This is a genomic window from Thalassospira australica, assembly GCF_000763295.1.
Classification (GTDB): domain Bacteria; phylum Pseudomonadota; class Alphaproteobacteria; order Rhodospirillales; family Thalassospiraceae; genus Thalassospira; species Thalassospira australica.
This window is the reverse complement of the sequence record NZ_JRJE01000025.1, coordinates 17,138-39,118: the sequence shown is the minus strand read 5'-3', so window position 1 is coordinate 39,118 and position 21,981 is coordinate 17,138. Positions and strand designations below refer to the sequence as shown.

The 21,981-nt window shown below is 53.2% G+C and carries 20 protein-coding genes; 11 read left to right on the top strand and 9 right to left on the bottom strand.

Annotation, left to right across the window (positions count from 1 at the left end; genetic code table 11):
• Nucleotides 1-363 precede the first annotated feature (363 nt).
• The 8 genes from xylB to JF44_RS0111270 form a co-directional block, all read right to left on the bottom strand.
• Entirely contained in the window at nt 364-1,815 is a 1,452-nt protein-coding gene (gene xylB / locus JF44_RS0111305; RefSeq protein ID WP_033069103.1) for a xylulokinase, read from the bottom strand.
• A 67-nt stretch (nt 1,816-1,882) separates the two neighbouring features.
• Complete coding sequence (locus JF44_RS0111300) at nt 1,883-2,572, bottom strand: HAD family hydrolase (RefSeq protein WP_033069102.1); 690 nt, start codon at nt 2,570-2,572, stop codon at nt 1,883-1,885.
• A 9-nt stretch (nt 2,573-2,581) separates the two neighbouring features.
• Complete coding sequence (locus JF44_RS0111295) at nt 2,582-3,643, bottom strand: ABC transporter ATP-binding protein (RefSeq protein ID WP_033069101.1); 1,062 nt, start codon at nt 3,641-3,643, stop codon at nt 2,582-2,584.
• Nucleotides 3,644-3,654: 11 nt separating this feature from the next.
• A complete protein-coding gene (locus JF44_RS0111290) occupies nt 3,655-4,707 on the bottom strand; it encodes an NAD(P)-dependent alcohol dehydrogenase (RefSeq protein ID WP_033069100.1) in 1,053 nt (350 codons plus the stop codon).
• 3 nt (nt 4,708-4,710) lie between these two features.
• Entirely contained in the window at nt 4,711-4,971 is a 261-nt protein-coding gene (locus JF44_RS0111285; protein WP_052065794.1) for a DUF2160 family membrane protein, read from the bottom strand.
• 4 nt (nt 4,972-4,975) lie between these two features.
• Complete coding sequence (locus JF44_RS0111280) at nt 4,976-5,812, bottom strand: carbohydrate ABC transporter permease (RefSeq protein ID WP_033069099.1); 837 nt, start codon at nt 5,810-5,812, stop codon at nt 4,976-4,978.
• A 4-nt stretch (nt 5,813-5,816) separates the two neighbouring features.
• Nucleotides 5,817-6,695 carry a carbohydrate ABC transporter permease gene (locus JF44_RS0111275; protein WP_033069098.1) on the bottom strand — a complete coding sequence of 293 codons (879 nt, stop codon included), beginning with the start codon at nt 6,693-6,695 and terminating at the stop codon, nt 5,817-5,819.
• Nucleotides 6,696-6,815: 120 nt separating this feature from the next.
• A complete protein-coding gene (locus JF44_RS0111270) occupies nt 6,816-8,249 on the bottom strand; it encodes an extracellular solute-binding protein (RefSeq protein WP_033069097.1) in 1,434 nt (477 codons plus the stop codon).
• A gap of 210 nt (nt 8,250-8,459) precedes the next feature.
• Between JF44_RS0111270 and JF44_RS0111265 the strand changes: the two genes are divergently transcribed.
• From JF44_RS0111265 to JF44_RS0111255, 3 genes are all read left to right on the top strand, one after another.
• Entirely contained in the window at nt 8,460-9,416 is a 957-nt protein-coding gene (locus tag JF44_RS0111265) for a sugar-binding transcriptional regulator (protein ID WP_033069096.1), read from the top strand.
• A gap of 86 nt (nt 9,417-9,502) precedes the next feature.
• Nucleotides 9,503-10,234, top strand: coding sequence for an SDR family oxidoreductase (locus JF44_RS0111260; protein ID WP_033069095.1), 732 nt, complete (start codon nt 9,503-9,505; stop codon nt 10,232-10,234).
• A 36-nt stretch (nt 10,235-10,270) separates the two neighbouring features.
• Nucleotides 10,271-10,999, top strand: a complete 729-nt coding sequence (locus JF44_RS0111255; protein ID WP_033069094.1) for an SDR family oxidoreductase — start codon at nt 10,271-10,273, stop codon at nt 10,997-10,999.
• A 194-nt stretch (nt 11,000-11,193) separates the two neighbouring features.
• Here JF44_RS0111255 and JF44_RS0111250 read toward each other — a convergent pair whose 3' ends face one another.
• Nucleotides 11,194-12,324 (bottom strand): Gfo/Idh/MocA family protein, encoded by a 1,131-nt coding sequence (locus JF44_RS0111250; RefSeq protein WP_238318432.1) that lies wholly within the window; start codon nt 12,322-12,324, stop codon nt 11,194-11,196.
• Nucleotides 12,325-12,419: 95 nt separating this feature from the next.
• On the opposite strand from JF44_RS0111250, the gene JF44_RS0111245 reads away from it, so the two are divergent.
• The 8 genes from JF44_RS0111245 (at nt 12,420) to iolD (ending at nt 21,977) form a co-directional block, all read left to right on the top strand.
• Nucleotides 12,420-13,244: a MurR/RpiR family transcriptional regulator gene (locus JF44_RS0111245; protein WP_033069093.1), complete on the top strand. Its 825-nt coding sequence runs from the start codon at nt 12,420-12,422 to the stop codon at nt 13,242-13,244.
• Nucleotides 13,245-13,443: 199 nt separating this feature from the next.
• Entirely contained in the window at nt 13,444-14,451 is a 1,008-nt protein-coding gene (gene iolG / locus JF44_RS0111240) for an inositol 2-dehydrogenase (RefSeq protein WP_033069092.1), read from the top strand.
• Between the two features lie 2 nt (nt 14,452-14,453).
• Nucleotides 14,454-15,269 carry a sugar phosphate isomerase/epimerase family protein gene (locus tag JF44_RS0111235; RefSeq protein ID WP_033069091.1) on the top strand — a complete coding sequence of 272 codons (816 nt, stop codon included), beginning with the start codon at nt 14,454-14,456 and terminating at the stop codon, nt 15,267-15,269.
• A gap of 73 nt (nt 15,270-15,342) precedes the next feature.
• Complete coding sequence (locus JF44_RS0111230) at nt 15,343-16,269, top strand: sugar ABC transporter substrate-binding protein (RefSeq protein ID WP_033069090.1); 927 nt, start codon at nt 15,343-15,345, stop codon at nt 16,267-16,269.
• A gap of 81 nt (nt 16,270-16,350) precedes the next feature.
• Complete coding sequence (locus JF44_RS0111225; RefSeq protein WP_033069089.1) at nt 16,351-17,457, top strand: ABC transporter permease; 1,107 nt, start codon at nt 16,351-16,353, stop codon at nt 17,455-17,457.
• 1 nt (nt 17,458) lies between these two features.
• Entirely contained in the window at nt 17,459-18,238 is a 780-nt protein-coding gene (locus tag JF44_RS0111220) for an ATP-binding cassette domain-containing protein (RefSeq protein ID WP_033069088.1), read from the top strand.
• Entirely contained in the window at nt 18,238-20,151 is a 1,914-nt protein-coding gene (locus tag JF44_RS0111215) for a bifunctional 5-dehydro-2-deoxygluconokinase/5-dehydro-2-deoxyphosphogluconate aldolase (RefSeq protein WP_033069087.1), read from the top strand. Before JF44_RS0111220 ends, JF44_RS0111215 begins: the two co-directional genes overlap by 1 nt.
• A complete protein-coding gene (gene iolD / locus JF44_RS0111210; protein ID WP_033069086.1) occupies nt 20,148-21,977 on the top strand; it encodes a 3D-(3,5/4)-trihydroxycyclohexane-1,2-dione acylhydrolase (decyclizing) in 1,830 nt (609 codons plus the stop codon). Before JF44_RS0111215 ends, iolD begins: the two co-directional genes overlap by 4 nt.
• The last annotated feature ends 4 nt before the right edge of the window (nt 21,978-21,981 follow it).

Genomic DNA, 21,981 nt, shown 5'->3' with positions numbered 1-21,981 from the left:
ATCAACGTCCATTGATGATTGCAGCGACAGCATAGATCATGGCACCGCGTTTAATGAGTTTATCTATTATCCAGTTGAAGTCGAATGCTTTGTCAGCCAGTAAGCCGCCGAAGTCTGTACCGTGGATCAGAGGTACAACGTCAATACACCTTGATTGCGGCAGTCGCGATCTGTTCAGGTTATGATCTTTGCCTTAAAAAATGGTTGGACGCTTAACGTGTAACTATTTGATTTATATAGCTGTGGGTAAAGCAAGAACAGTGACTAACGGGCGTTGATTTTAAAGGAAAAGGCACGGAATTTTTATCTTTAGGTTGCTGGTTCGAGTCCTGCAGGGGTCGCCATTTTCCTTAGTAAAAACAGTTACTGGCAGGCTTTGATGGCCGGGTAGGCGGCGCGGAAGCCTTGATACGCTTCGTCAAATGCAGAACGAAGTGCTTGATTGGGTTCGATGGTTTCGCGTGTTTCAGGGATGGTCATGATACTGTCTGACGTGGTGCCAGTCGCTGCGGTCATACCAAGACGTGCCGCACCAAGGGCAGCACCGAATTCGCCGCTTTTAGGTAGTGACAGGGGGACGCCAAGGGCGGTTGCGATCAATTCGATCCAGTAGCGCGACGCCGATCCGCCGCCAATGGCGATCAATTGATTAAGTTTTGCATCGGTTGCGACAAGCGCCTCGAAACTGTCGAGCAACCCAAAGGCAACACCCTCAAGCACCGCACGCGTCAGGTCTGCGCGGCTAGTGTCGGTCGCCAGGCCAGTGAAGCTGCCTCGGATTTCCGCATCATTGTGCGGGGTGCGTTCACCCGAAAGATAAGGCAGATACCTTACGGAGCCCGGCTTTCGCAGTGTGCCATCCAGTTCAGCTGTAAGTTCAATCGGGTTTTGGCCGGTGATGCGTGCCAGCCAGTTGAGGCTGTCAGTTGCTGAGAGCATTACACCCATCTGATACCAACGGCCGGGAATGGCATGGCAGAAGGTGTGAAGGGCCGTTTTCGGAGCTGGGTGATAGCCGTCACGTGCAGAAAGCAACACACCCGAGGTTCCGAGCGAGACAAAACCCTGTCCTTCATCCTGCGCACCAATTCCGCAAGCCGCTGCTGCATTGTCGCCAGCCCCTCCTGCAACTGATACTGGTCCGCTCAATCCCCATTTATCAAGAAGGGCGGGACGCAGTCGACCGGCTTCTTCGGTGCCCTCGACGAGGCGTGGCATTTGATCTGGGCGCATATTTCCAGCCTCGAGTAATGTGTCAGACCATCTGCGATTCCCGACATCAAGCCATGATGTGCCAGCACTGTCAGACATGTCGGCGACATAGTCCCCGGTCAGATAGAAATTGAGGTATGCAGCCGGTAGCAAGACCTTGGCGATTTTTGTGAAAACTTCGGGTTCGTTTTCGCGCACCCATTCCAGTTTTGGGGCTGTAAAGCCCGGGAAAACAATATTGCCGGAAATGGCGCGCACGTGATCCTTGGCATCCAGACGGGCGGCTTGGGCATGGGAGCGTGTATCGTTCCACAGAATGCAGGGGCGCAACGGGCGGCCCGCGTAGTCAATAAGCGTCGCACCATGCATATGGCCAGCCACGCCGATGCCGCGAAGTGCCGAGAATTGCGGATGTTGGTCGCGCAGTTCGGTGATGGCTTCTTCAAGGGCCGCGATCCAGTCAGCCGGATTTTGTTCCGACCATCCCGGATGCGGATGAGCAGCATGGTAGGCGCGTTCGGTTGCCCCGATTGGTTGGCCGTCTTCATTGATCAGCAGCAAACGGACGCCAGAGGTTCCAAGGTCAATACCAAGAAAAGTCATTCCAAAGCCTTTTTTGCGGAAATCGAAGCCAGTAACGCGTTGTTGGTGGTGACGTCATAGCATGACCTTACTTATGGTTGAGCAGAATTTTGTCTCCTATTTCCTGAAGACTTTCAAATATTTCCGTTGCCCCGGCATCATGAAGTACTTGCTCCTGATCAGCACGAATGTCATGCAGGTGCGTCCCGCCGACAAAACCCAGTGCAGTCATCCCGGCCGCCCGTGCACCTCTGACACCATGCGGTGAATCTTCAATTACGATGCATTTTTCTGGCGGGGCAGAGATGCCCCCGGCAGCCAAAAGGAATAGGTCCGGAGCAGGTTTGCCATTGGCAACCTGATCGGCACTATAGGCTGTGTATTCAAAGTGCGGGGCCAAACCAGAAATCTCAAGTGTGGCCCGCATGCGACGTAAAGAACTTCCTGTCGCCAGGGCAAATTTTACACCGGCTCCCATCAGGCGGCGCAGTAGCATTTCGGCACCAGAAATTTGCCGAAGCCGGGTTTCGTATTCGCCAAGCAGACGGGTCTCGACGCGATCGGTGAAATCATCAGGGCAAGCTTTGCCAAGCCGTTTGGAAACATGCCTGCAGATGTCCTGGATTGAGACGCCCAGAAACCGGTCGCGGACATAATTGATGGTGACATCATCAATGCCAAGGTACTGCATTTCGGTCGCAATAACCTCAAGCGACAGCGGCTCGCTGTCGACCAGACAACCATCAAGGTCAAAAATGACTGCAGCAGGTAAATCCATTATCGGCCCCTAGATCCGTTGTTCGGTATTGCGATCGAACAGATGCACGTTGGCCGGGTCAATCACGTAATAAAGTTCGGAGCCGGGACCGGCAGCGATACGCTGTTTGACGAGGGCATCAATCAGATCGCCGTTGGATTTTGCAACAATCTGGGTTTCCGATCCGGTTGGTTCGACCACGACGACCTTCATCGCAATGCCGGCATCGCCGATATCGACATGCTCTGGGCGAATGCCATAGGTGACATCCTGACCGACTTCGGCACTGGTTTCGGGGATAGGCAGGATTAAGCCGTTATCTGATTCAAAGTACTTCTTGCCATCAGTCTCGCCGATCTTGCCGTGGACAAAGTTCATTGATGGTGACCCAATGAAACCGGCAACAAATACGTTGGTCGGGTAATCATAGAGATCAAGAGGCGTTCCGATCTGTTCGACCCGACCATCGCGCATGACAACGATCTTGTCGGCCATGGTCATGGCTTCGATCTGATCGTGGGTAACATAGACAATCGTTGTACCAAGACGTTGATGGAGTTCCTTGATCTCAACGCGCATGGTGACGCGGAGTTTGGCATCAAGGTTTGAAAGCGGCTCGTCAAACAAGAAGACCTGTGGGTCGCGGACAATCGCACGCCCCATTGCAACACGTTGACGTTGACCACCGGAAAGCTGTTTAGGATAGCGGTCAAGAAGATGAGCAAGGTCAAGAATCTCGGCGGCATCGGTGACCTTTTTCTTGATCTCGCTTTCCGGCTGCTTGGCCATCTTGAGCGGGAAGCCGATATTCTCATAAACCGTTTTGTGTGGATAAAGTGCGTAGCTTTGGAACACCATCGCAATATCGCGATCCTTGGGGATCACATCGTTCACAACGCGTCCACCAATCGAAATGGTGCCGTCAGTAATTTCCTCAAGCCCGGCCAGCATGCGTAAAAGGGTGGACTTTCCGCAACCGGATGGTCCGACGAGAACGACAAATTCGCCGTCCTTGATGTCGACATCCACACCATGCATCACCTGAATATTGGCGTAGCGCTTGATTACATTTTCTATTTTTACGTCGGCCATACGGCTTCTCCCTATTGCGGCAGTTCGATCTGGATTTTGACGTCCGCTGGTGGGGCGGATGCTGCGATATCGAATGCGCGCACGCTGTCTTCGAATGTGAATGTTCTGGTAATAAGTGGTTTGACGTTGATCGCACCGGAGCTCAGCATGGCAACACAGCGCGGAAAGACATTCGCATAACGGAAAATGTTCTCGACCCGGGCTTCGCGGATCATTGCTGCACCTGCGTCATAGCTGATTGGATCGGGCTGCCCGCCAATCATCACAACACATCCACCCGGGCAGAGCGGTTCAAACACACCTGCTGCTGCCTTTGGTGAGCCGGTAGCTTCAAAGACGACATCCGCCCCCCAGCCATCGGTTTCGCGTTTGACGATTTCGGTAATGTCTTGGGACTTGACGTCAATCGGGGTGATTGCCGTGCTGAGTGATGCTGCAATTTCGAGTTTCTTTTCCGCAAGGTCTGCGACATAGACCTGCGCACATCCGCCAGCAAGGGCAGAAAGTGCGGTGACAAGTCCGATCGGGCCAGCACCAATAACAAGGGCAATGTCACCGGGCTTTATCTTGGCCTTGGTTGCAGCATGGACACCGACAGCGAGCGGTTCAACCATGGCGGCCTCGGCAAATGAAACATTGTCGGGCAGTTTGAAGGTGAATGCTTCGGGATGGATACAGGTTGGTCGCAAAATTCCATGCACTGGCGGGGTGGCCCAGAACCGTACTGCCGGATCGACATTATACATGCCAAGACGGGTGGCCTTGCTGTTGGGGTTGGGCACGCCTGGCTCCATGCAGACGCGATCCCCAATCGAGAGGGTTGTGACCTCGCTTCCGATTTCGATGACTGAGCCGGATGCCTCGTGACCCAAAATCATCGGCTCTCTGACAACAAACGGGCCGATGCGGCCATGGGTATAGTAATGCACATCGGAGCCACAGATGCCGACAGTGTGCATTTTGATGCGAACATCATGCGGACCAAGGAGTTCTTCCACGCGGTCAATGGCAGGAAAGTCACGCAGGGTTATGTCATCTTTTTTTTCAAGAACCAGGGATTTCATGACTTATCCTTTCCTGACAATGTGGATGGCAATCGCAAGGGCAATGACGTTTGAAATCCATATCGACAGTCCCATCGGTTCAATAAAGCGGAACCAGAAAAGCGACATCGCTACCCAGATCACGACTGAAATGAAGCAACGATCAAAGGCGTTGGTTTCAATCGGCAAAAAGCCTTGGCTTTCTTGCGTCGCGATTGGTTTCTTTTCGTTTTCTTCCTCGCTCAGAGGTGCGGTGTCGTGCTGCGTCGCGTTTTGTTCGGTCATGGTGTTATCCTTTCACCGCGCCAAAGGTCAGGCCTGCGACAATGTGTTTCTGCACCAGTCCAAACACGATCAAAGCCGGGATCAGGGTAAAGACCGAAATGGTCGCCATGATTCCCCACTCAGTCCCCGTGGTGGTGACATATTCCGAAAGACCGGTGGTCAGCGTGCGGGCCTCGAAGTTGGTGAGTGTTGCGGCCAGAAGATATTCGTTCCAGGCAAACACCCAGGTCAGGATAAGGGTCACCGCCAGTCCCGGTCGGCACAGAGGGAAGACGACTTCGGTAATGACTTTCCAAGGGCTGGCGCCATCGACATAGGCGGCTTCATCAAGCTCACGCGGGATGGCATCAATCGTCGGGCGAAGGGTCCAGATCGCAAAGGGCAGGTTAAAGGTGCAATAGACCAAAATCATGCCGATGCGGGTATCAAGCAAGGTGAAGTCCCCGACGCGATACACCTGCGTCATCAGCAGGAACAAGGGCAACAGGAACACCGCCGGCGGTGCCATGCGGTTGGTAATCGTCCAGAAAAAGATCGATTCCTTGCCGCGGAACTGAAAGCGCGACAATGCATAACAGGTAAAGAAGCCAAGCACGGTGCAGAGCACAGCATTACCGGTCGAAATTACAAGTGAATTGACCATGTAGCTGCGCAGCAACCGGTTGCCGAGTACTTCAGTATAATTGCCCCAATAGGGGTTGTTTACGATCAGGTCCGGGGTGCTGAAAAGCTGTACAGCCGGTTTGACCGAAATAACAAACAACCAGTAGATCGGGAACAGAGTCAGTAGACTGATGAAAATCCAGAAGAGTGTCGTGAGGAACGGGTTACGCTTTTTCATGGTGTTATCCCTTCCGGTTCTTGCGCGGGGCCAGCATGCTGACATAAAGCAGCCAGCAGACCACGATGGTCAGGTAAAGCACGATCACGGAAATGGTCGACCCGTAGCCGTAATTGGTTTTTGGGAACACTTCCTTGAAGATGTGCACACCAAGGAAACGGGTCGATGAACCAGGTCCTCCCCCGGTCAGCATCCAGACTTCATCGACTGTACGCAGGGCATCCATCAAACGGATAAAGACGGTTGCTACTACTGCCGGTATGATCATCGGAAGCGTAATGTGCCAGAAAGTCTGCACCTTGTTTGCGCCATCAATCTGGGCTTGTTCAAAGGGGTCGCGCGGCAAGGATACAAGGGCTGCGATCAAGGTCAGCGTAACAAGTGGCGTCCAGTGCCAGATGTCCATGATGACAATCGTCATAAAGGCAGCCGGGGCCGATGTGCCGATATTCATCGTGATGCCGAACCACTCATCAAGATAGTGCGGAATGATGCCAATCGAGGGCGTGGTCATCAGCTTCCATACCGATCCGACAATGATCGGTGCCATGATGAGCGGCAGGGTGTGAATGGTGCGGAAGATGGATTTTCCGGGGAATTCCTTCATGAAGGCTTGTGCCAAAAGATACCCGATGATCAGTTCGGATAGCACGGCAAAGACAACAAACGCCACCGTTACCCCAAGGGAATTGAGGAAGGCGTCATCGAAGACAATGCGGCGAAAATTCTCCGCCCCGTTAAAGATCATCTCGGGTGATGCCGCAAAAGGGTTCCATTGGTGGAACGAGACAAAAACGACATACAGAAACGGCAAAACACCGAAGAAGAAAAGGATCACCAGCGTCGGGGCCAGGAGGATCCAACCGAGTTTGTTGGATTGCATCGTCTACTCCCTGGAAAAGGATACAGTCAGACGGTCATGGTCCGAAAAAGGCCAAGCCGCTTCGTGGTCACTGCCCGGTTAAAGAGCAGCGACCACGACGGATGTTCTCAGGAAACAGACCTATTTGCGATAACCAAGGTCGGTCAGTTCGGACTCAGCCTTGGCTGCCATCTGATCAAGCCCTTCTTCCGGGCCAAGATCACCGGTGAGGATCTGGTACAGGATCGGGGCCGTGGCTTCGCGAACCTGGGCATGGAACGGATATGCCGGAGCACCGGCAAACAGGTATCCCTTGTCACGCAGCAGGTCGTAATAGCCACCAAGCTCCTCATTCATTGCCTGAACTTTGGGGGCGTCATAGGTGGTTTTGTTGGTCACACGCGGTGCCGCAACAGCCCAGTCAGGCTGGACTTCGTCCTGACCGATATATTGCAGGAACAGCATCGCGGCTTCTTGGCTTTTCGAAGTGGATGGAATGCCGAATGCACCGCCATCGTAATAGCCGATATAGCCCACGCCACCTTCGACTTCTTCCATGATGCCATCCTGAAGCGGTGGCAGGGCAACACCGACATTGCCAACGACGAGTGACTTGGTTTCATCCGCTGCGATCCAGCCGGCATTTTCACCGTAAACCAGACCTTGAGCTACGCGACCGGCGCCAAAGGTGGTGCCGACTTCCGTCCAGGTGGATGCATTACTTTCAGGTGGGGCGATATCACGCATGCTCAGCCACCATTTCATCGCTTCCTTGGCTTCGTCACTGTTCATTGCGCCGCCATTGGCAACCGATGCAGCGTAATTGTTATCGGCGTCGATGCCCCAATTGTAGACGCCGAAGGTCGGTGCGATGGATTCAAAGAACTCGTACCATGATGCCGGGTGACCGGTATGCGCCTGCGCGGTGGTTCCCCACAGGTCCATCTCGTGATCTTCGCCCCATTTGGTGAAGAACTGTGCGATTTCGGCATATTGGGCATGGGTGGTTGCCGGGACAAGGTCACGGCCGGTCTGTTCCTTGAAGGCCGCCTTGATTTCGGCGTCATTGAACAGATCGGTGCGATAGAGATAGATCTTGATGAAGGCTTCCATCGGGACGCCGTAAAGATCACCGTTTTCACCCCGGAAATAGTCCGCAAAGGTGGTGAAGTTGTCTTCGCTATAGGTCGGTGCCTTCAGGTCCGGATTGTCGGCCAGAAGTTTGGTGGTGTCGGTCAGGAAGTCACGTGCGAGATAGGAATAGACGATGTCCTGTTCGATGAAGACCATGTCATAGATGCCGGTACCAGCTTCCATATCCTTGATAGCCTTGTCGTACATCTGGTCCCAGGACGTGGTTTCGATATCCACCCGGATTCCGGTCAGCTCTTCAAATTCCGGTGCAAGGACTTCACGGATATAGTTCGAAGGCGGAGTGGATTCTGTTACGCCACGCAGGGTGACATCCTGATAGGGCTTGGCGGCTTCTTTCCAGAAAGCATCATCGGCATATGCCGCGCTGGATGCGACGGCCATCGCCAAGGCTGACACGCCCACTTTGAGTGCAAAGTTCATTGGTTATTCCTCCCGTTGGAATGATGGGATACCGCAATCAGCAATCTTGCGTTGCTTTGGAATCGCGATTCCAGTCGCAGGAAGAATGCATATGTATTATACTTCATGCAAGTGAAAATTTTCATTTGTAATTCGTAAATTACATTTGTTAGTTTCCAATAATAACGAACGCGCTGCCGCAATTTGCGGCGCTATGAGAGGAAGCAGAGCATGCCAAGAGAACCGCTCGAGGATGGGGAAGGTTTCGTAACCGAGGTTTGTTGGCGTTACTATGTAAACGGCCAGACACAAGCTGAAGTCGCCCGCGCCATGAAGGTGACGCGCCTTCGGGTTAATCAGGCGATCCAGAAGGCAAAATCGCTCGGCATTGTTAAAATTCAGATCGAGTCACCTTTTGTTACCCGTCTTGAAGCACAACAACGTCTCGAGCTGGCCGGTGTCGGTAAGGCACTTGTGGTGCCGGTGGATCAAGCCAGCTACGATTATCACGCTCCGGTAGGGGCGGCCTTGGCGCATTATCTTTCGACAAAGCTGAAGAATGAGCCATGGAAACGCATTGGTGTGTCATGGGGGGTAACGTTACAGCGCGCGATGGAACGTTTGCCGCTGCATTCCATGCCGGAGCTTGAAATCCTGGCGCTAATGGGGGGAACATCGGCTGGGTCATCCTTTAACGCCTTTAGCATCGCGTCAGGTTTTGCCGAACGGTTTGATGCCAATTATTCCCATCTGGTGGCACCGATTTATCTGCCCGAAGATGTCGACAAGGACGTCTTCCTTAGTCAGGAAATCTATGCCTCGCACATTGAGCGATGTATGTCGGCAGATGCGGCCTTACTGGTCGTCGGCGACGTTTCGGAGCTGTCCTTTATGGTCAAATACGGCTTGCCGCGTGACGTGACAATGCAGGAATTGCGCGATGCCGGGGCTGTTGGTGATGTGCTGGGTCGCTTCCTTGATGCGGAGGGGAACGAGATTGAACATCCGCTCAATGCACGCACCGTTGGCGTCAACCTGAACGCGCTGGCAGACATCCCCAACAAGATCCTGACTGCTGCGGGAAAGCATAAGGTTCCGATCATCAAGGCGGCGATCAAGCGCGGTCTGGTCGATACACTTGTGACCGATGACCTGACAGCGGAACTCTTACTCGAAGCCATGAAATAACCATCTGCGCGCACGCGACAAGGCAACGACATACCGTCAAAAAAACAAGCCAGCGCGCGCTTTAAAATCAGGGAAAGCGTTGAATTATGACAGCTACATTTGCAGGAAAGAAAGTCATCATCACCGGGGCTGGCAAGGGGATCGGGCGTGTATGTGCCATGACGATGGCCGAACGCGGTGCCTCGGTTATAGCCATGGCGAGGACGCAAGCCGATCTTGATGCGTTGGCGAGCGACGTCGGCGCAACGGGTATTCGTGTTGACCTGGCCGATAGTGCGGCCGCACGTGAGGCCATGAAATCGGCTGGCCCGGCAGATTATTTGATCAATTGCGCGGGGACCAATGTCCTTGAGAGCGTGCTTGAAATGACCGATGAAGGGTATGAAACCGTTATGGGCATCAACCTGCGTGCTGCCCTTGTCTGTGCGCAGGAATTTGCCCGTGCGCGTGTTGCTGCGGGCGGTGGCGGTGCCATTGTTAATGTCACTTCTATTGCCGGGCATCGCGGTTTTGTCGACCACATGTGCTACGCCGCATCAAAGGCCGGGCTGGAAGGCGCGACGCGTGTGATGGCCAAGGAGCTTGGTCCCCATGGCATCCGCGTCAATGCGGTGGCACCGACGGTAACTATGACGGAACTCGCTGCCGCCGCATGGTCGGATCCGGCAAAACGCGACCCGATGATGGTGCGTCATCCCCATGGTCGCTTTGCCGAGGTCGAAGAAGTCGCGCGGTCTATCGTCATGTTGCTTGATGATGATGCGTCCTTCGTCAGTGGCGCGGTTCTTCCTGTCGATGGCGGTTTTCTCGCTGTCTGATCCCAATTCAAATCCTTATTCTTTCGGAGATAAATTATGGCTCAATCACTAGCGGGCAAGATTGCTGCTGTAACAGGTGCGGCGTCTGGTATCGGCCTTGCGACTACACGTGCGCTGCTTGATGCAGGCGCAAAGGTCATAATGGTCGATTATAACAAGGATGCGCTGGCGAAATTAACAGTGGAACTTGGACCAAATGCGATTGCCCAACATACCAATTTGCTTGATGCAGATAGCTGTGCGGCGATGGTTCCAGAAATCCTGCAAAAGGTCGATCACGTCGACATTTTGCATTGCAATGCAGGTTCTTATATCGGTGGCGATTTGACTGAAACCGATACCGCGACCATTGACCGAATGCTGAATTTGAACGTCAATGCAGTGATGAAGAACGTCCGTGACGTGATCCCGCATATGCAGGAACGCGGGGTTGGCGATATCATCGTCACCGCATCGGTTGCTGGACATATGCCCATTCATTGGGAGCCGGTCTACTCCGGGTCAAAATGGGCGATAACCTGCTTTGTTCAAACCATGCGCCGTCAATTGAATAAGCATGGTATTCGCGTGGCCCAAGTTTCACCGGGACCTGTCGTCTCAGCCCTGCTGGCGGACTGGCCGGAAGAAAACTTGCGCAAGGCCAAGGAAAACGGCGCACTTCTTGATCCTGCGGAGGTTTCAGATGCCGTGATCTATATGCTGTCGCGCCCGCGCACCGTGACCATCCGCGACATGATCGTCCTTCCGACTAACTTTGATATCTAGCTTTGCAGTTACTTCCGTCGGACTATGACTATTTGGGCAGATACCGAAATAATCTGCCCAAATAGAATTGTACGCTTTTGTGGCACGTCAGAGTGGGGCAGGGTTTACAAAGCTTAGTCACTGCTCCATCGCTCTCAATTTTCCTACTCGAAACTAATCCGATATCTTGGCCGCCGGAATTCCCATAATGTGGATTATGTCACTGCTAGCGATATTCTTTCGCCGTCTGTCGCAGACTTGGCGATGGCATGAATTGTCTTTTCGAATTCATAGGCATCTTCAAAACTCGGGTATGGGATGCTGTCGTCCCGAATGGCGCAAAGCAGGGCAGAGGCCTCAACGACTTTTAGGTCGTTAAAGCCAAGCTGATGTCCCGGTGCCGGACAGAATTCGCCATAGGGCGGGTGGACCGGCCCGGCGAGGATTGTGGTGAAGCCTTGTTGTGCCTTGTCACCTGTATTGCGATATAGGTGCAATTCATTCATACGCTCCTGATCAAAGCAGATCATCCCCTTGGTCCCGTGGACTTCCCAAGCAAGCCGGTTTTTGCGCCCCCAGGCCGAACGTGATGTCGACAGGCTTCCGTGCGCGCCGTTGGCGAACCTGACCAGTGCAGATGCTGTGTCTTCGTTTTCAACCTTGGCCCGCCCGGTTCCATCAGGAAGCGGGCGTGTGGTGTGAATGGTTTGCATATCGGCGATCAAACTTTCGATAGGGCCTGTAAGGCCATATGCCATTGAGACAAGGTGACATCCCAGATCGCCCAATGCGCCAAGACCTGCATCAGAAAGTTTTGCTCGCCAGGTCCAGGGAAGGTCTGGATCAGCTTGATAATCCTCGTCAACCCAACCGCGGAAATGGACGATGTCGCCAATCTCGCCAGCTTGGACAAGGCGGCACGCATGCATAAACGTCGGGTTCTTGATGTAGTTGTACCCGACCATGGTTTTGACACCGGCGTTACTGGCGGCATCACGCATTTCGCGTGCCTGCTCAAGCGTTAGTGCCAGCGGCTTTTCGCAATAAACATGTTTACCTGCATTGATTGCGGCAATTGCCATGTCGAAATGAAGTGTGTTTGGCGTTGTGATCGAGACGATATCAACGTCGGGGTCAGTAACCAGTGATGTCCAGTCGGCCGTACTTCTGGCAAATCCGAACTGATCTGCCATCTGCTTTGCCTTCTCGGCGGGGGTATCACATAAAACAGCAAGGTGCGTTTGCGGACAATCTGCCATTACAGCACGCGCTGAGCGGAAGGCCAGAGCATGTGTTTTCCCCATGAACCCGGTGCCAATTAGGCCAATACCAAGCGATTTCATCATCAACGCCTCATAAGTATGGAATTTTTATTCTATTTATTGGATGATCATGGAACGTATGTCACGTCAAGCACAAATGTATTAGGAACAATGACGCCATGATTGAGCAAACAGCCCCCGCAACCCTCGAAGAATTTAATCAGAGGCTGGCGGAAATGTCCGACGGTTTGCCCAAAAGGCTTCGGCAATGTGCTGAATTTATTGCGCAAAATACGGATCGTATTGCCGTATCAACTGTTGCCGAACTTTCAAGAAGTGCAGGTGTGCAGCCCTCTGCCTTCATGCGGTTTTGTCAGTTGATGGGTTTTTCCGGTTTCTCGGAGATGCAAAAAATCTTCCGTGAAACATACGCCCAAAAATGGCCGGACTATGCAACACGACTTGAGAACCTACGTGCCACCGGAGATGACAGCCCAAGTGCACTTCTTGCTGAGTTTGTCGAGGCTGGCCGGTTGTCGCTTGAAAACCTGGCCTCTTCCATTTCACCGGAGGTGCTAGAGGATGCCGTTGCAATACTGGCGGCAGCCCCGATGATCCACATTGCCGGTTTCAGGAGGGCCTTTCCGGTTGCCAGTTACTTATCATATGCATTCGAGAAAATGGACATTCCCGCAGTTTTGCACGACGGCGTTGGCAAACTTAATCCACGTCACGCCATCCGAAAGGGGGACGTTGTTATCGCCATTACCTTTGCACCGTATTCTCAGGAAACGATCGAACTTGCGACTTATGCACGTGGAGTCGGATGCGAAATTGTCGCGATAACCGACACCATGAGCAGTCCGTTGCGTAAAATCGACGCTCAGGTTCTTGCTGTTTCCGAGGTCGATGTCGGTGCCTTCCGGGCCCTGTCAGGGACGATTTCCCTAGCGATTTCGATGGCTGTGGCAATCGGCGCGCGGCGAGATGCTGCTCTGCAATAGAAAATAATTGTTGATATTGATATAAAATAGAATAAAAATTCTACCTAGCTCAGAAGCGGGCAATATCAAAACGGGCACCTTAGATGTCCGGCGATAAAACTTTGTTTGCCGGTACGTGATGACCTCACGGGTTTAAGCAACAGCAGACAAAGCCAAGCACGGCCCTCATAGGGTCATCGTGATAGGGAAGGAAAATTGAATGTTGAAGGTAGGTCTGCTTGGTGCAGGGCGAATTGGTCAGGTTCACGCGGCAAGCATTGTTGCCCATTCGGGATGTGAATTGGTTGCGGTATCTGACAAGTTCGAAGATGCTGCGGCAAAGCTTGCTGCGACTTATGGCATCAAGGCCATGTCCACGGACGATATCATCAATGACAGTTCAATTGACGCAGTCCTGATTGCAACCTCTACCGATACCCATGCGAACCTGATCGAAGCAGCAACGGCTGCGGGCAAGGCGGTTCTCTGCGAAAAACCGGTTGATCTTGATCTGGCGCGTGCCCAGGCTTGCCTTAAAGCCAGCGCTCCGCACAACAAGCCGATCATGATCGGCTTTAACCGTCGTTTCGATCCAAACTTTGCGGCACTCAAGCGTGCGTTTGACAATGGCGAAATTGGTCAGGGTGAGTTGCTCTCGATCACCTCCTTTGACCCGGCACCGCCACCTGTAAGCTATATTGCTGTATCGGGCGGGATCTTTCGCGATATGGCGATCCATGATTTTGACATGGCTTGTTGGATTTTTGGCGGGTTACCCGAAAAGGTTTCTGCCAGCGGTTCAAGCATTGTCGACCCTGAAATCGGCAAGGCAGGTGACCTCGATACCGCCATCATTACCCTGACATTCCCGGGGGGGCGCATGGCTGTGATCAAAAATAGCCGCCGCGCTGTTTATGGCTATGACCAGCGTGTTGAGCTGCTTGGCTCCGAAGGGTTGCTTTCAGCGCAGAATGTTCTGGAAAACACTGTCGAGAAAATCACGACCAGCGGTGCTGTTTCAGCCAAGCCAGAGTACTTTTTCCTTGAACGTTATGCCCGTGCCTATGGACAGGAATGGGCTGCCTTCGTTGATGCCGTCAAGGAGGGCAGCGACCTCCCGGTTACCCTTGAGGACGGCATCAACGCCCTTGCCGTGGCAGAAGCGGCCGCGAAATCAGCACGCGAAGGGCGTTCGGTCGATGTGAAAACAGAAATTCTGGGAGGCTGAACATGGACAGAAAGTTTGGATGCTGTACCTGGATTTTCGGCGATGCGCCATTGACGGTTACGGCAGGGCATATGCGCAAGGCGGGACTTGATGGTGTAGAACTGTTTGGCGATGTTGCCGGTACTGACCCAGTCAAAGCACGCGAAATTCTTGCCAATGAAGGCCTAAGCGTCTTTTCGGTTACGCCGGGTGATGCGGATATTTCACATCCAGATCCGGCGATCCGCGCCAAAGCAATTGCTTATTATGATGCCTTGATGGATTGGGCAAAGGAACTTGGAAATCCGCTGATCTCCTGCCATGGACAGGTGACGCGTATCAAGCCGGTGACGTCTCAGGACGAAGAAGATGGCTTGTTGATTGATGCCACGCGCCAGATTTGTGACTTTGCCAAGAAACGCGGCCTTGCTGTCGTGTTTGAAATCCTCAATCGGTATGAAACCCATCAGGTTCGCACAGTTGAGGAAGGTCTGGCCTTTCTTGAAGCGGTCGGTGCTGAAAACCTCAAGCTTCTGCCTGATGCTTATCACATGAATATCGAAGAAGAAAATCCGGCTGCCGCATTGCTGCGCGGGGGCGACAAAATCGGCCTTTATCACGCTGCAGACAGCAACCGTGCCGGTGTTGGTGAGGGCCACACAGATTTTGCCGCGCAAATCAGATCACTTGATCAGATCGCTTATGCCGGACCTGTCATTTTTGAAGTTAATGCGCCTGGTCCCAATCCGTTTACACCGGACAAGGGCCCCGGTTTCAGGGATATCGTCGAAGCACAACTTGAAAAGTCCGTAAGAGGCTTTCGCGCTTTGGCGAACTGATATTCGGTGGAAAACACCGGATTTTAGGCGGTAATCACGCCGCAAACAACAAAACCTCGTAGGGAGGAAAATCATGAAGAAGTTCGCAGGCGGCCTTGTTGCTGCCGTCACGATGCTGGCTGCAGTGCCAGCAATGGCTACTGATATTGTCGTTGTTGCACATGGTCAGGCCAACGATCCGTTCTGGTCTGTGGTCAAGAACGGCGTCGAGAAAGCCGCCGCCGATACTGGTGCCAATGTTGAGTATCGCTCGCCGGAGACCTTTGACATGGTTGCGATGAGCCAGTTGATTGATGCAGCTGTCAACCAGGAGCCCGATGGGCTCGTTATTTCCATTCCGGATGCGGATGCGCTTGGCCCGTCGATCGAACGTGCGGTTCAGGCTGGCATCCCGGTGATTTCCATGAATGCGGGTTCTGATGTTTCCAAACAGCTCGGCGCGCTTTTGCATGTCGGTCAGGATGAATTCACAGCCGGCAAGGTCGCAGGCGAAAAACTTGCTGCGATGGGTGGTTCAAACGGTATCTGTGTGAACCAAGAAGTCGGCAACGTATCACTTGATCAGCGGTGTGCCGGCTTTGCCGAAGGTTTTGGCGGTGAAGTCACTGTTCTTCCGACCACCAATGACCCGACCGAGATCGAAAGTAAAGTCCGCGCAGCACTCGAAGCAAACGAAGACGTTGACACTGTTATGGCGCTTGGTGCCGGCACTGCAGGCGAACCGGCGGTGGCCGCTGTCAAAGCTGTTGGTCGCAGCGATACGGTCAATGTTGCTACCTTCGATCTTTCGGCAAGCTTCCTTGAATCGGTTGTTGCCGGCGATGCAGCATTCGCAATCGACCAGCAGCAGTTCCTTCAGGGGTACCTGCCAGTAACGTTCCTTTCCTTGAACGCGCAGTACGGGCTTATTCCGGGCGGCAACGTTCCGTCTGGTCCGAACCTGATTACCGGTGAAAAAGCCGGTCAGGTTATCGAGCTTTCGGCGCAGGGCATTCGATAAGCCATTTAGAACTATCGGTTGACCGGGGCGCGTCATTTTTGGTCTCGCCCCGGTCCACAAAAAAGATCAGGAGAGGAAGCAATGACTGGTGATACCGCCTTGAATCAAGATGAACGGATCAAAGAAGAACCGTTGATCGCCCGACTGATGAAACGTCCCGAGCTTGGCGCGATAGCCGGCGTTGTGTTGGTTACGATATTCTTCTTGTTCACTGCTGACAGCTCGATGTTTACCCTTTCCGGGTTTATGAACTTTATGAGCCCCGCAGCGCAGCTTGGCATTCTTGCGATTGGCGCTGCCATGTTGATGATCGGTGGGGAATTTGACCTTTCGATCGGCTCCATGGTTGCTTTTGCCGGTATGATTTTCGGTGCCTTTACGGTCAACCTCGGTCTGCCTTTAATTGTTGCGATCCCGATGACGCTCGTGGCAGCGGCCTGCATGGGGGCTGTTAACGGCCAGATCGTCATTCGCACCGGGTTGCCATCCTTTATTGTTACTCTGGCATTTCTGTTTATTTTGCGTGGCATTTCGCTTGTTGGGCTTAAATGGTTGACGGGTGGCGCGACCCAACTGCGTGGTGTTCGTGACGCCGTCGAAGGTGATTTTCTGGCACCGGTCTTTAGTGGCGAAGCCTTTAGCGGTCTATTTGCCTGGTTCGCGTCCCTTGGTTTGATCGAAACATTCAAGAACGGCATGCCCAAGGTTGCCGGTATTCCGATTGAAATCCTTTGGTTTGTGGGACTTGCGCTTGTTGCGACCTATGTTTTGTTGCGCACCCCTTGGGGAAACTGGGTGTTCGCGGCTGGCGGGGATGCCAACGCAGCATCAAATTCCGGTGTCCCAGTCCGTAAGGTCAAGGTTGCGCTGTTCATGTTTACGGCAAGCTGTGCGGCACTTCTTGCAATCGTTCAGGTTCTAGATGCCGGAAGCACCGACGCACGCCGCGGGTTCATGAAAGAATTCGAAGGCATCATTGCAGCTGTGATTGGTGGATGTTTGTTGACCGGTGGCTATGGATCGGCCATTGGCGCGTTCTTTGGGGCGATCATCTTTGGCATGGTTGTGATCGGCCTGACCTATACGAATATCGATCAGGATTGGTTCCAGGTGTTCTTGGGTGCCATGCTGCTGTTGGCGGTGATGTTTAACAACGTTGTTCGCAAACGTGTAACCGGGGAGCGTTGAGATGTCTGAACCAATCATTCATATGGACAATATAGAAAAGCATTTCGGTAATGTGATTGCCTTGGCAGGGGTTAGTTTCGATGTCTACCCCGGCGAATGCCACTGTCTTCTTGGCGACAATGGTGCGGGCAAGTCGACCTTTATTAAAACCATGTCGGGCGTACATAAACCGTCCAAGGGCTTTATTCGGATGAATGGCAAAGAAGTGAACTTTGCCAGCCCGCGTGAAGCGATGGAAGCGGGCATTGCAACCGTCTTTCAGGATCTGGCCATGATCCCGCTCATGTCGGTTTCGCGCAATTTCTTTATGGGGCGCGAACCCACCAAAGGGCGTGGTCTTTTTAAACGCTATGACCATGTGGCGGCAAATACCATCACGATGAAACACATGCGTGAAATGGGGATCAATCTGCGCAGTGCCGATCAGGCTGTTGGGACGCTTTCGGGTGGCGAAAGGCAAACTGTTGCGATTGCACGTGCAGTCTATTTCGGAGCCAAAGTACTAATCCTTGATGAACCGACCTCAGCACTTGGTGTCCGCCAGACTGCAAATGTTTTGGCGACGATCGACAAGGTCAGGGCCCAAGGCGTTGGCGTCGTTTTCATCAGCCATAACGTGCGACACGCGCTTGCCGTGGGGGATCGTTTCACGGTTTTGAACCGTGGACGCACTTTGGGAACTGCCGAGCGTGGCAAGATTACTGCCGAAGAACTTCAAGATCTTATGGCCGGTGGACAGGAGCTTGCCGAGTTGGAAGGTTCGCTCGGAGGAACAGTTTAATGAAGCCTATTGATGTAATTACGATCGGGCGATCGTCCGTCGATCTGTATGGCGCGCAAATTGGCGGGCGCCTTGAGGACATGGCGTCTTTCAAGAAATATATCGGTGGTTCACCAACCAATATGGCGTGCGGCACGGCTCGACTTGGGTTGAAATCTGCTTTGATTACCCGTGTCGGCAATGAACATATGGGCCGTTTTGTTCGCGAACAACTGATTGCCGAAGGCGTTGATGTACGCGGTGTTGTTACTGATGCGGAGCGTCTGACAGCATTGGTACTGCTTGGCCTCAGAGATCAGGAACAATTCCCGCTTATTTTCTATCGGGAAAATTGTGCGGATATGGCGCTTTGTGAGGAGGATATTGATCCCGAGTTCATCGCAGAAGCGCGTTGTGTGACGGTGACTGGTACTCATCTGTCCCATCCGAGAACCCGCGCTGCTGTATTGAAAGCTGTCCGTACGGCACGTGAAACAGGTGCCAAAACAGCACTTGATATCGATTATCGACCAAATCTTTGGGGATTGTCGGGCCATGATGACGGTGAAAATCGCTTCATTGCGTCAGAGCGGGTTACTGAGGAACTTCAGGCAACCTTGCATTTGTTTGATTTGATCGTTGGCACCGAAGAAGAGTTTCACATTGCCGGCGGATCAACTGATACCCTTGATGCGCTTGAAAACGTCCGGACTGTGTCCAAGGCGACCCTGGTTTGTAAACGCGGTCCGATGGGAGCTGTGGCCTTTACCGATGCGATAGGCAAAAGCCTTGATGACGGCATTTCCGGCCCAGGATTCCCGGTTGAGGTTTTCAATGTTCTTGGTGCAGGTGATGGATTTATGTCAGGCCTTCTGAAAGGTTGGCTGACCGATCAGGATTGGGAGACGTCGCTTAAATACGCAAATGCGTGCGGTGCTTTTGCCGTGTCACGGCACGGATGCACACCGGCCTATCCCAGTTGGGAAGAACTTCAATTCTTTTTCGACCGTGGCATCAAAACGCCAGCACTACGCAACGATCCCGAACTTGAACAAATTCACTGGTCTACCAATCGGAAACGTGATTGGCAGGATATGCGTGTTTTTGCCTTCGATCATCGAATGCAACTGGAAGATATGGCAGATGAATTGGGTGTGTCGCGTGATCGCATAGGCCCGTTCAAGGAGCTGTGCCTGAAAGCTGCATTGGAAGTGGGGGGTGACAAGCCGGGATATGGCATTTTGTGCGATCCGCGATTGGGACGAGACGCGCTTTATGCTGCGGCTGGCTCAGGGCTTTGGATCGGGCGTCCTGTCGAGCTGCCCGGATCGCGGCCTCTGCAACTTGAAATCGGGATGGATTTTGGCAGTGCTCTGGCGGAATGGCCTGTTGAGCATGTTGTAAAGGTACTGTGCTTCTATCACCCGGATGATGATGAAAGCACCAAACGCCAGCAGGAAGAAACGGTGACCCGACTTGCACATGCTGCGCGGACCAATGGACTTGAGCTTTTGCTTGAAATCGTCTCCTCCAAGGTTGGGAAATGTGACGATGAAACGGCAAGTTCCGTGATCAAGCGGTTCTATGAAATCGGGGTTTATCCTGATTGGTGGAAGCTTGAGCCAATGACATCCGATGCGGCGTGGAAAAATGCCTGCGTGGCGATTGCGCATCATGATCCGTATTGTCGGGGCATCGTTGTTCTGGGCCTTGAGGCCCCGGAAGATGAACTGTCGGCAAGCTTCGAAGTTGCCGCACGCCATCCGCTGGTTAAAGGTTTTGCAGTCGGTCGTTCAATCTTTGCATCGGTTGCACGTGAATGGCTTGGCGGGCGGATGACTGATGAAGATGCCGTTTCCAAAATGAAGATGAAATATCGTGCTTTGTGCGACATCTGGGACGTCGCACGGAAAAAATCAGGAGAAGCAGCATGAAAACTGTGCGTCTTACTGCAGCACAGGCAATGGTCCGCTACCTGAGCCAGCAACTGAATGCGGACGGATATCCTTTTTTCGGGGGCTGCTGGGCGATTTTTGGTCATGGCAATGTGGCTGGAATTGGCGAAGCGCTGCATGGTGCAGGTGACACATTCCCGACATGGCGCGGGCACAATGAACAGGGGATGGCCCATGCCGCCATCGCCTATTCCAAGGCCAGCAACCGCAAACAGGCCATGGCGGTCACGACCTCTATCGGGCCGGGGGCAACCAATATGGTGACAGCAGCAGCCCTTGCACATGTTAATCGTTTGCCCGTTCTTTTGATCCCGGGCGATGTGTTTGCCAATCGTGCACCCGATCCGGTCTTGCAACAGGTCGAAGATTTTGCAGATGGCACCATTTCGGCCAATGACTGCTTTAAGCCGGTCAGCCGTTATTTTGATCGCATCACGCGTCCCGAACAGCTTTTATCTGCTTTGCCACGTGCCATGACGGTTCTCACCGATCCGGTCGATTGTGGGCCTGTGACCTTGGCTTTTTGTCAGGATGTTCAGGCAGAAGCATTTGACTGGCCGGAAAGCTTCTTTGCGACGAAAACCTGGAAACGCGTGCGTCCGCGTGCTGATCTTGATCAGATTGATGCCGCTGTTGCCGCGATCAAGTCTGCCAAGAAACCCTTCATTATTGCTGGTGGCGGTGTGCATTACGCCGACGCCTGTGACGATCTGCGCGATTTTGTTCATCGTTATAATATTCCTGTGGGCGAGACCCAGGCAGGAAAATCCGCCGTGCCATGGGATGATGATTTAAACCTTGGATCGATTGGTGTAACCGGATCAAGCAGCGCAAACGCTGTCGCCGAAGAGGCCGATCTAATCATCGCACTTGGCACCCGTTTGCAAGATTTCACCACCGGCAGTTGGGCACTGTTCAAGAACCCGGATCGCCGCATTTTGTCGATCAACGTCGCAGCCTATGATGCGCACAAGCATGATGCGATTTCCGTTGTGGGCGACGCCAAAGTGACGCTGATGGAACTCGACAATGCACTTGGCGATTTTGTCGCGCGTCCGGTTGACCCGGTGCTCAAGCAAAGCTGGATCAAGGCGGTTGACGATGTGACTGCGATGCCGACAGGAAATGAATTGCCAACCGATGCACAGGTCATCGGAGCGGTCCAACGTAGCACGGACAAAGATGCCATCGTTGTCTGTGCCGCAGGGGGACTTCCGGGTGAATTGCACAAACTGTGGAAAACGTCGCGACCAAATGGTTATCACGTTGAATACGGCTTTTCGTGCATGGGCTATGAAATCGCCGGGGGGCTTGGCGTCAAGATGGCCTGCCCGGACCGGGAAGTCGTCGTTATGGTGGGCGATGGTTCCTATATGATGATGAATTCGGAACTCGCGACCAGCGTGATGCTGGGACACAAGATCATCACTGTGATCCTTGATAACCGCGGGTATGGCTGTATCAACCGTTTGCAGATGGCAACCGGCGGTGAAAGCTTTAATAACCTGCTCGATACCGCCCGGCATGTCGAACCCTCTGCGATTGACTTTACAGCTCATGCCCGGGCGATGGGGGCGACGGCTGAAAAGGTCGCATCAATTTCCGAACTTGAAGCTGCCATGGAACGTGCGCGCAAGTCGGATCGATCCTATGCCATCGTGATAGATACCGATCCTTTGCCAAGTACAGATGCCGGGGGACATTGGTGGGATGTTGCCGTTCCCGAAGTATCGGTTCGTCCCGCAGTCAATAAGGCCCGCGAAAATTATGAAGTTGCGCTGAAAAAACAGCGCCCCGGAGATTAAGATA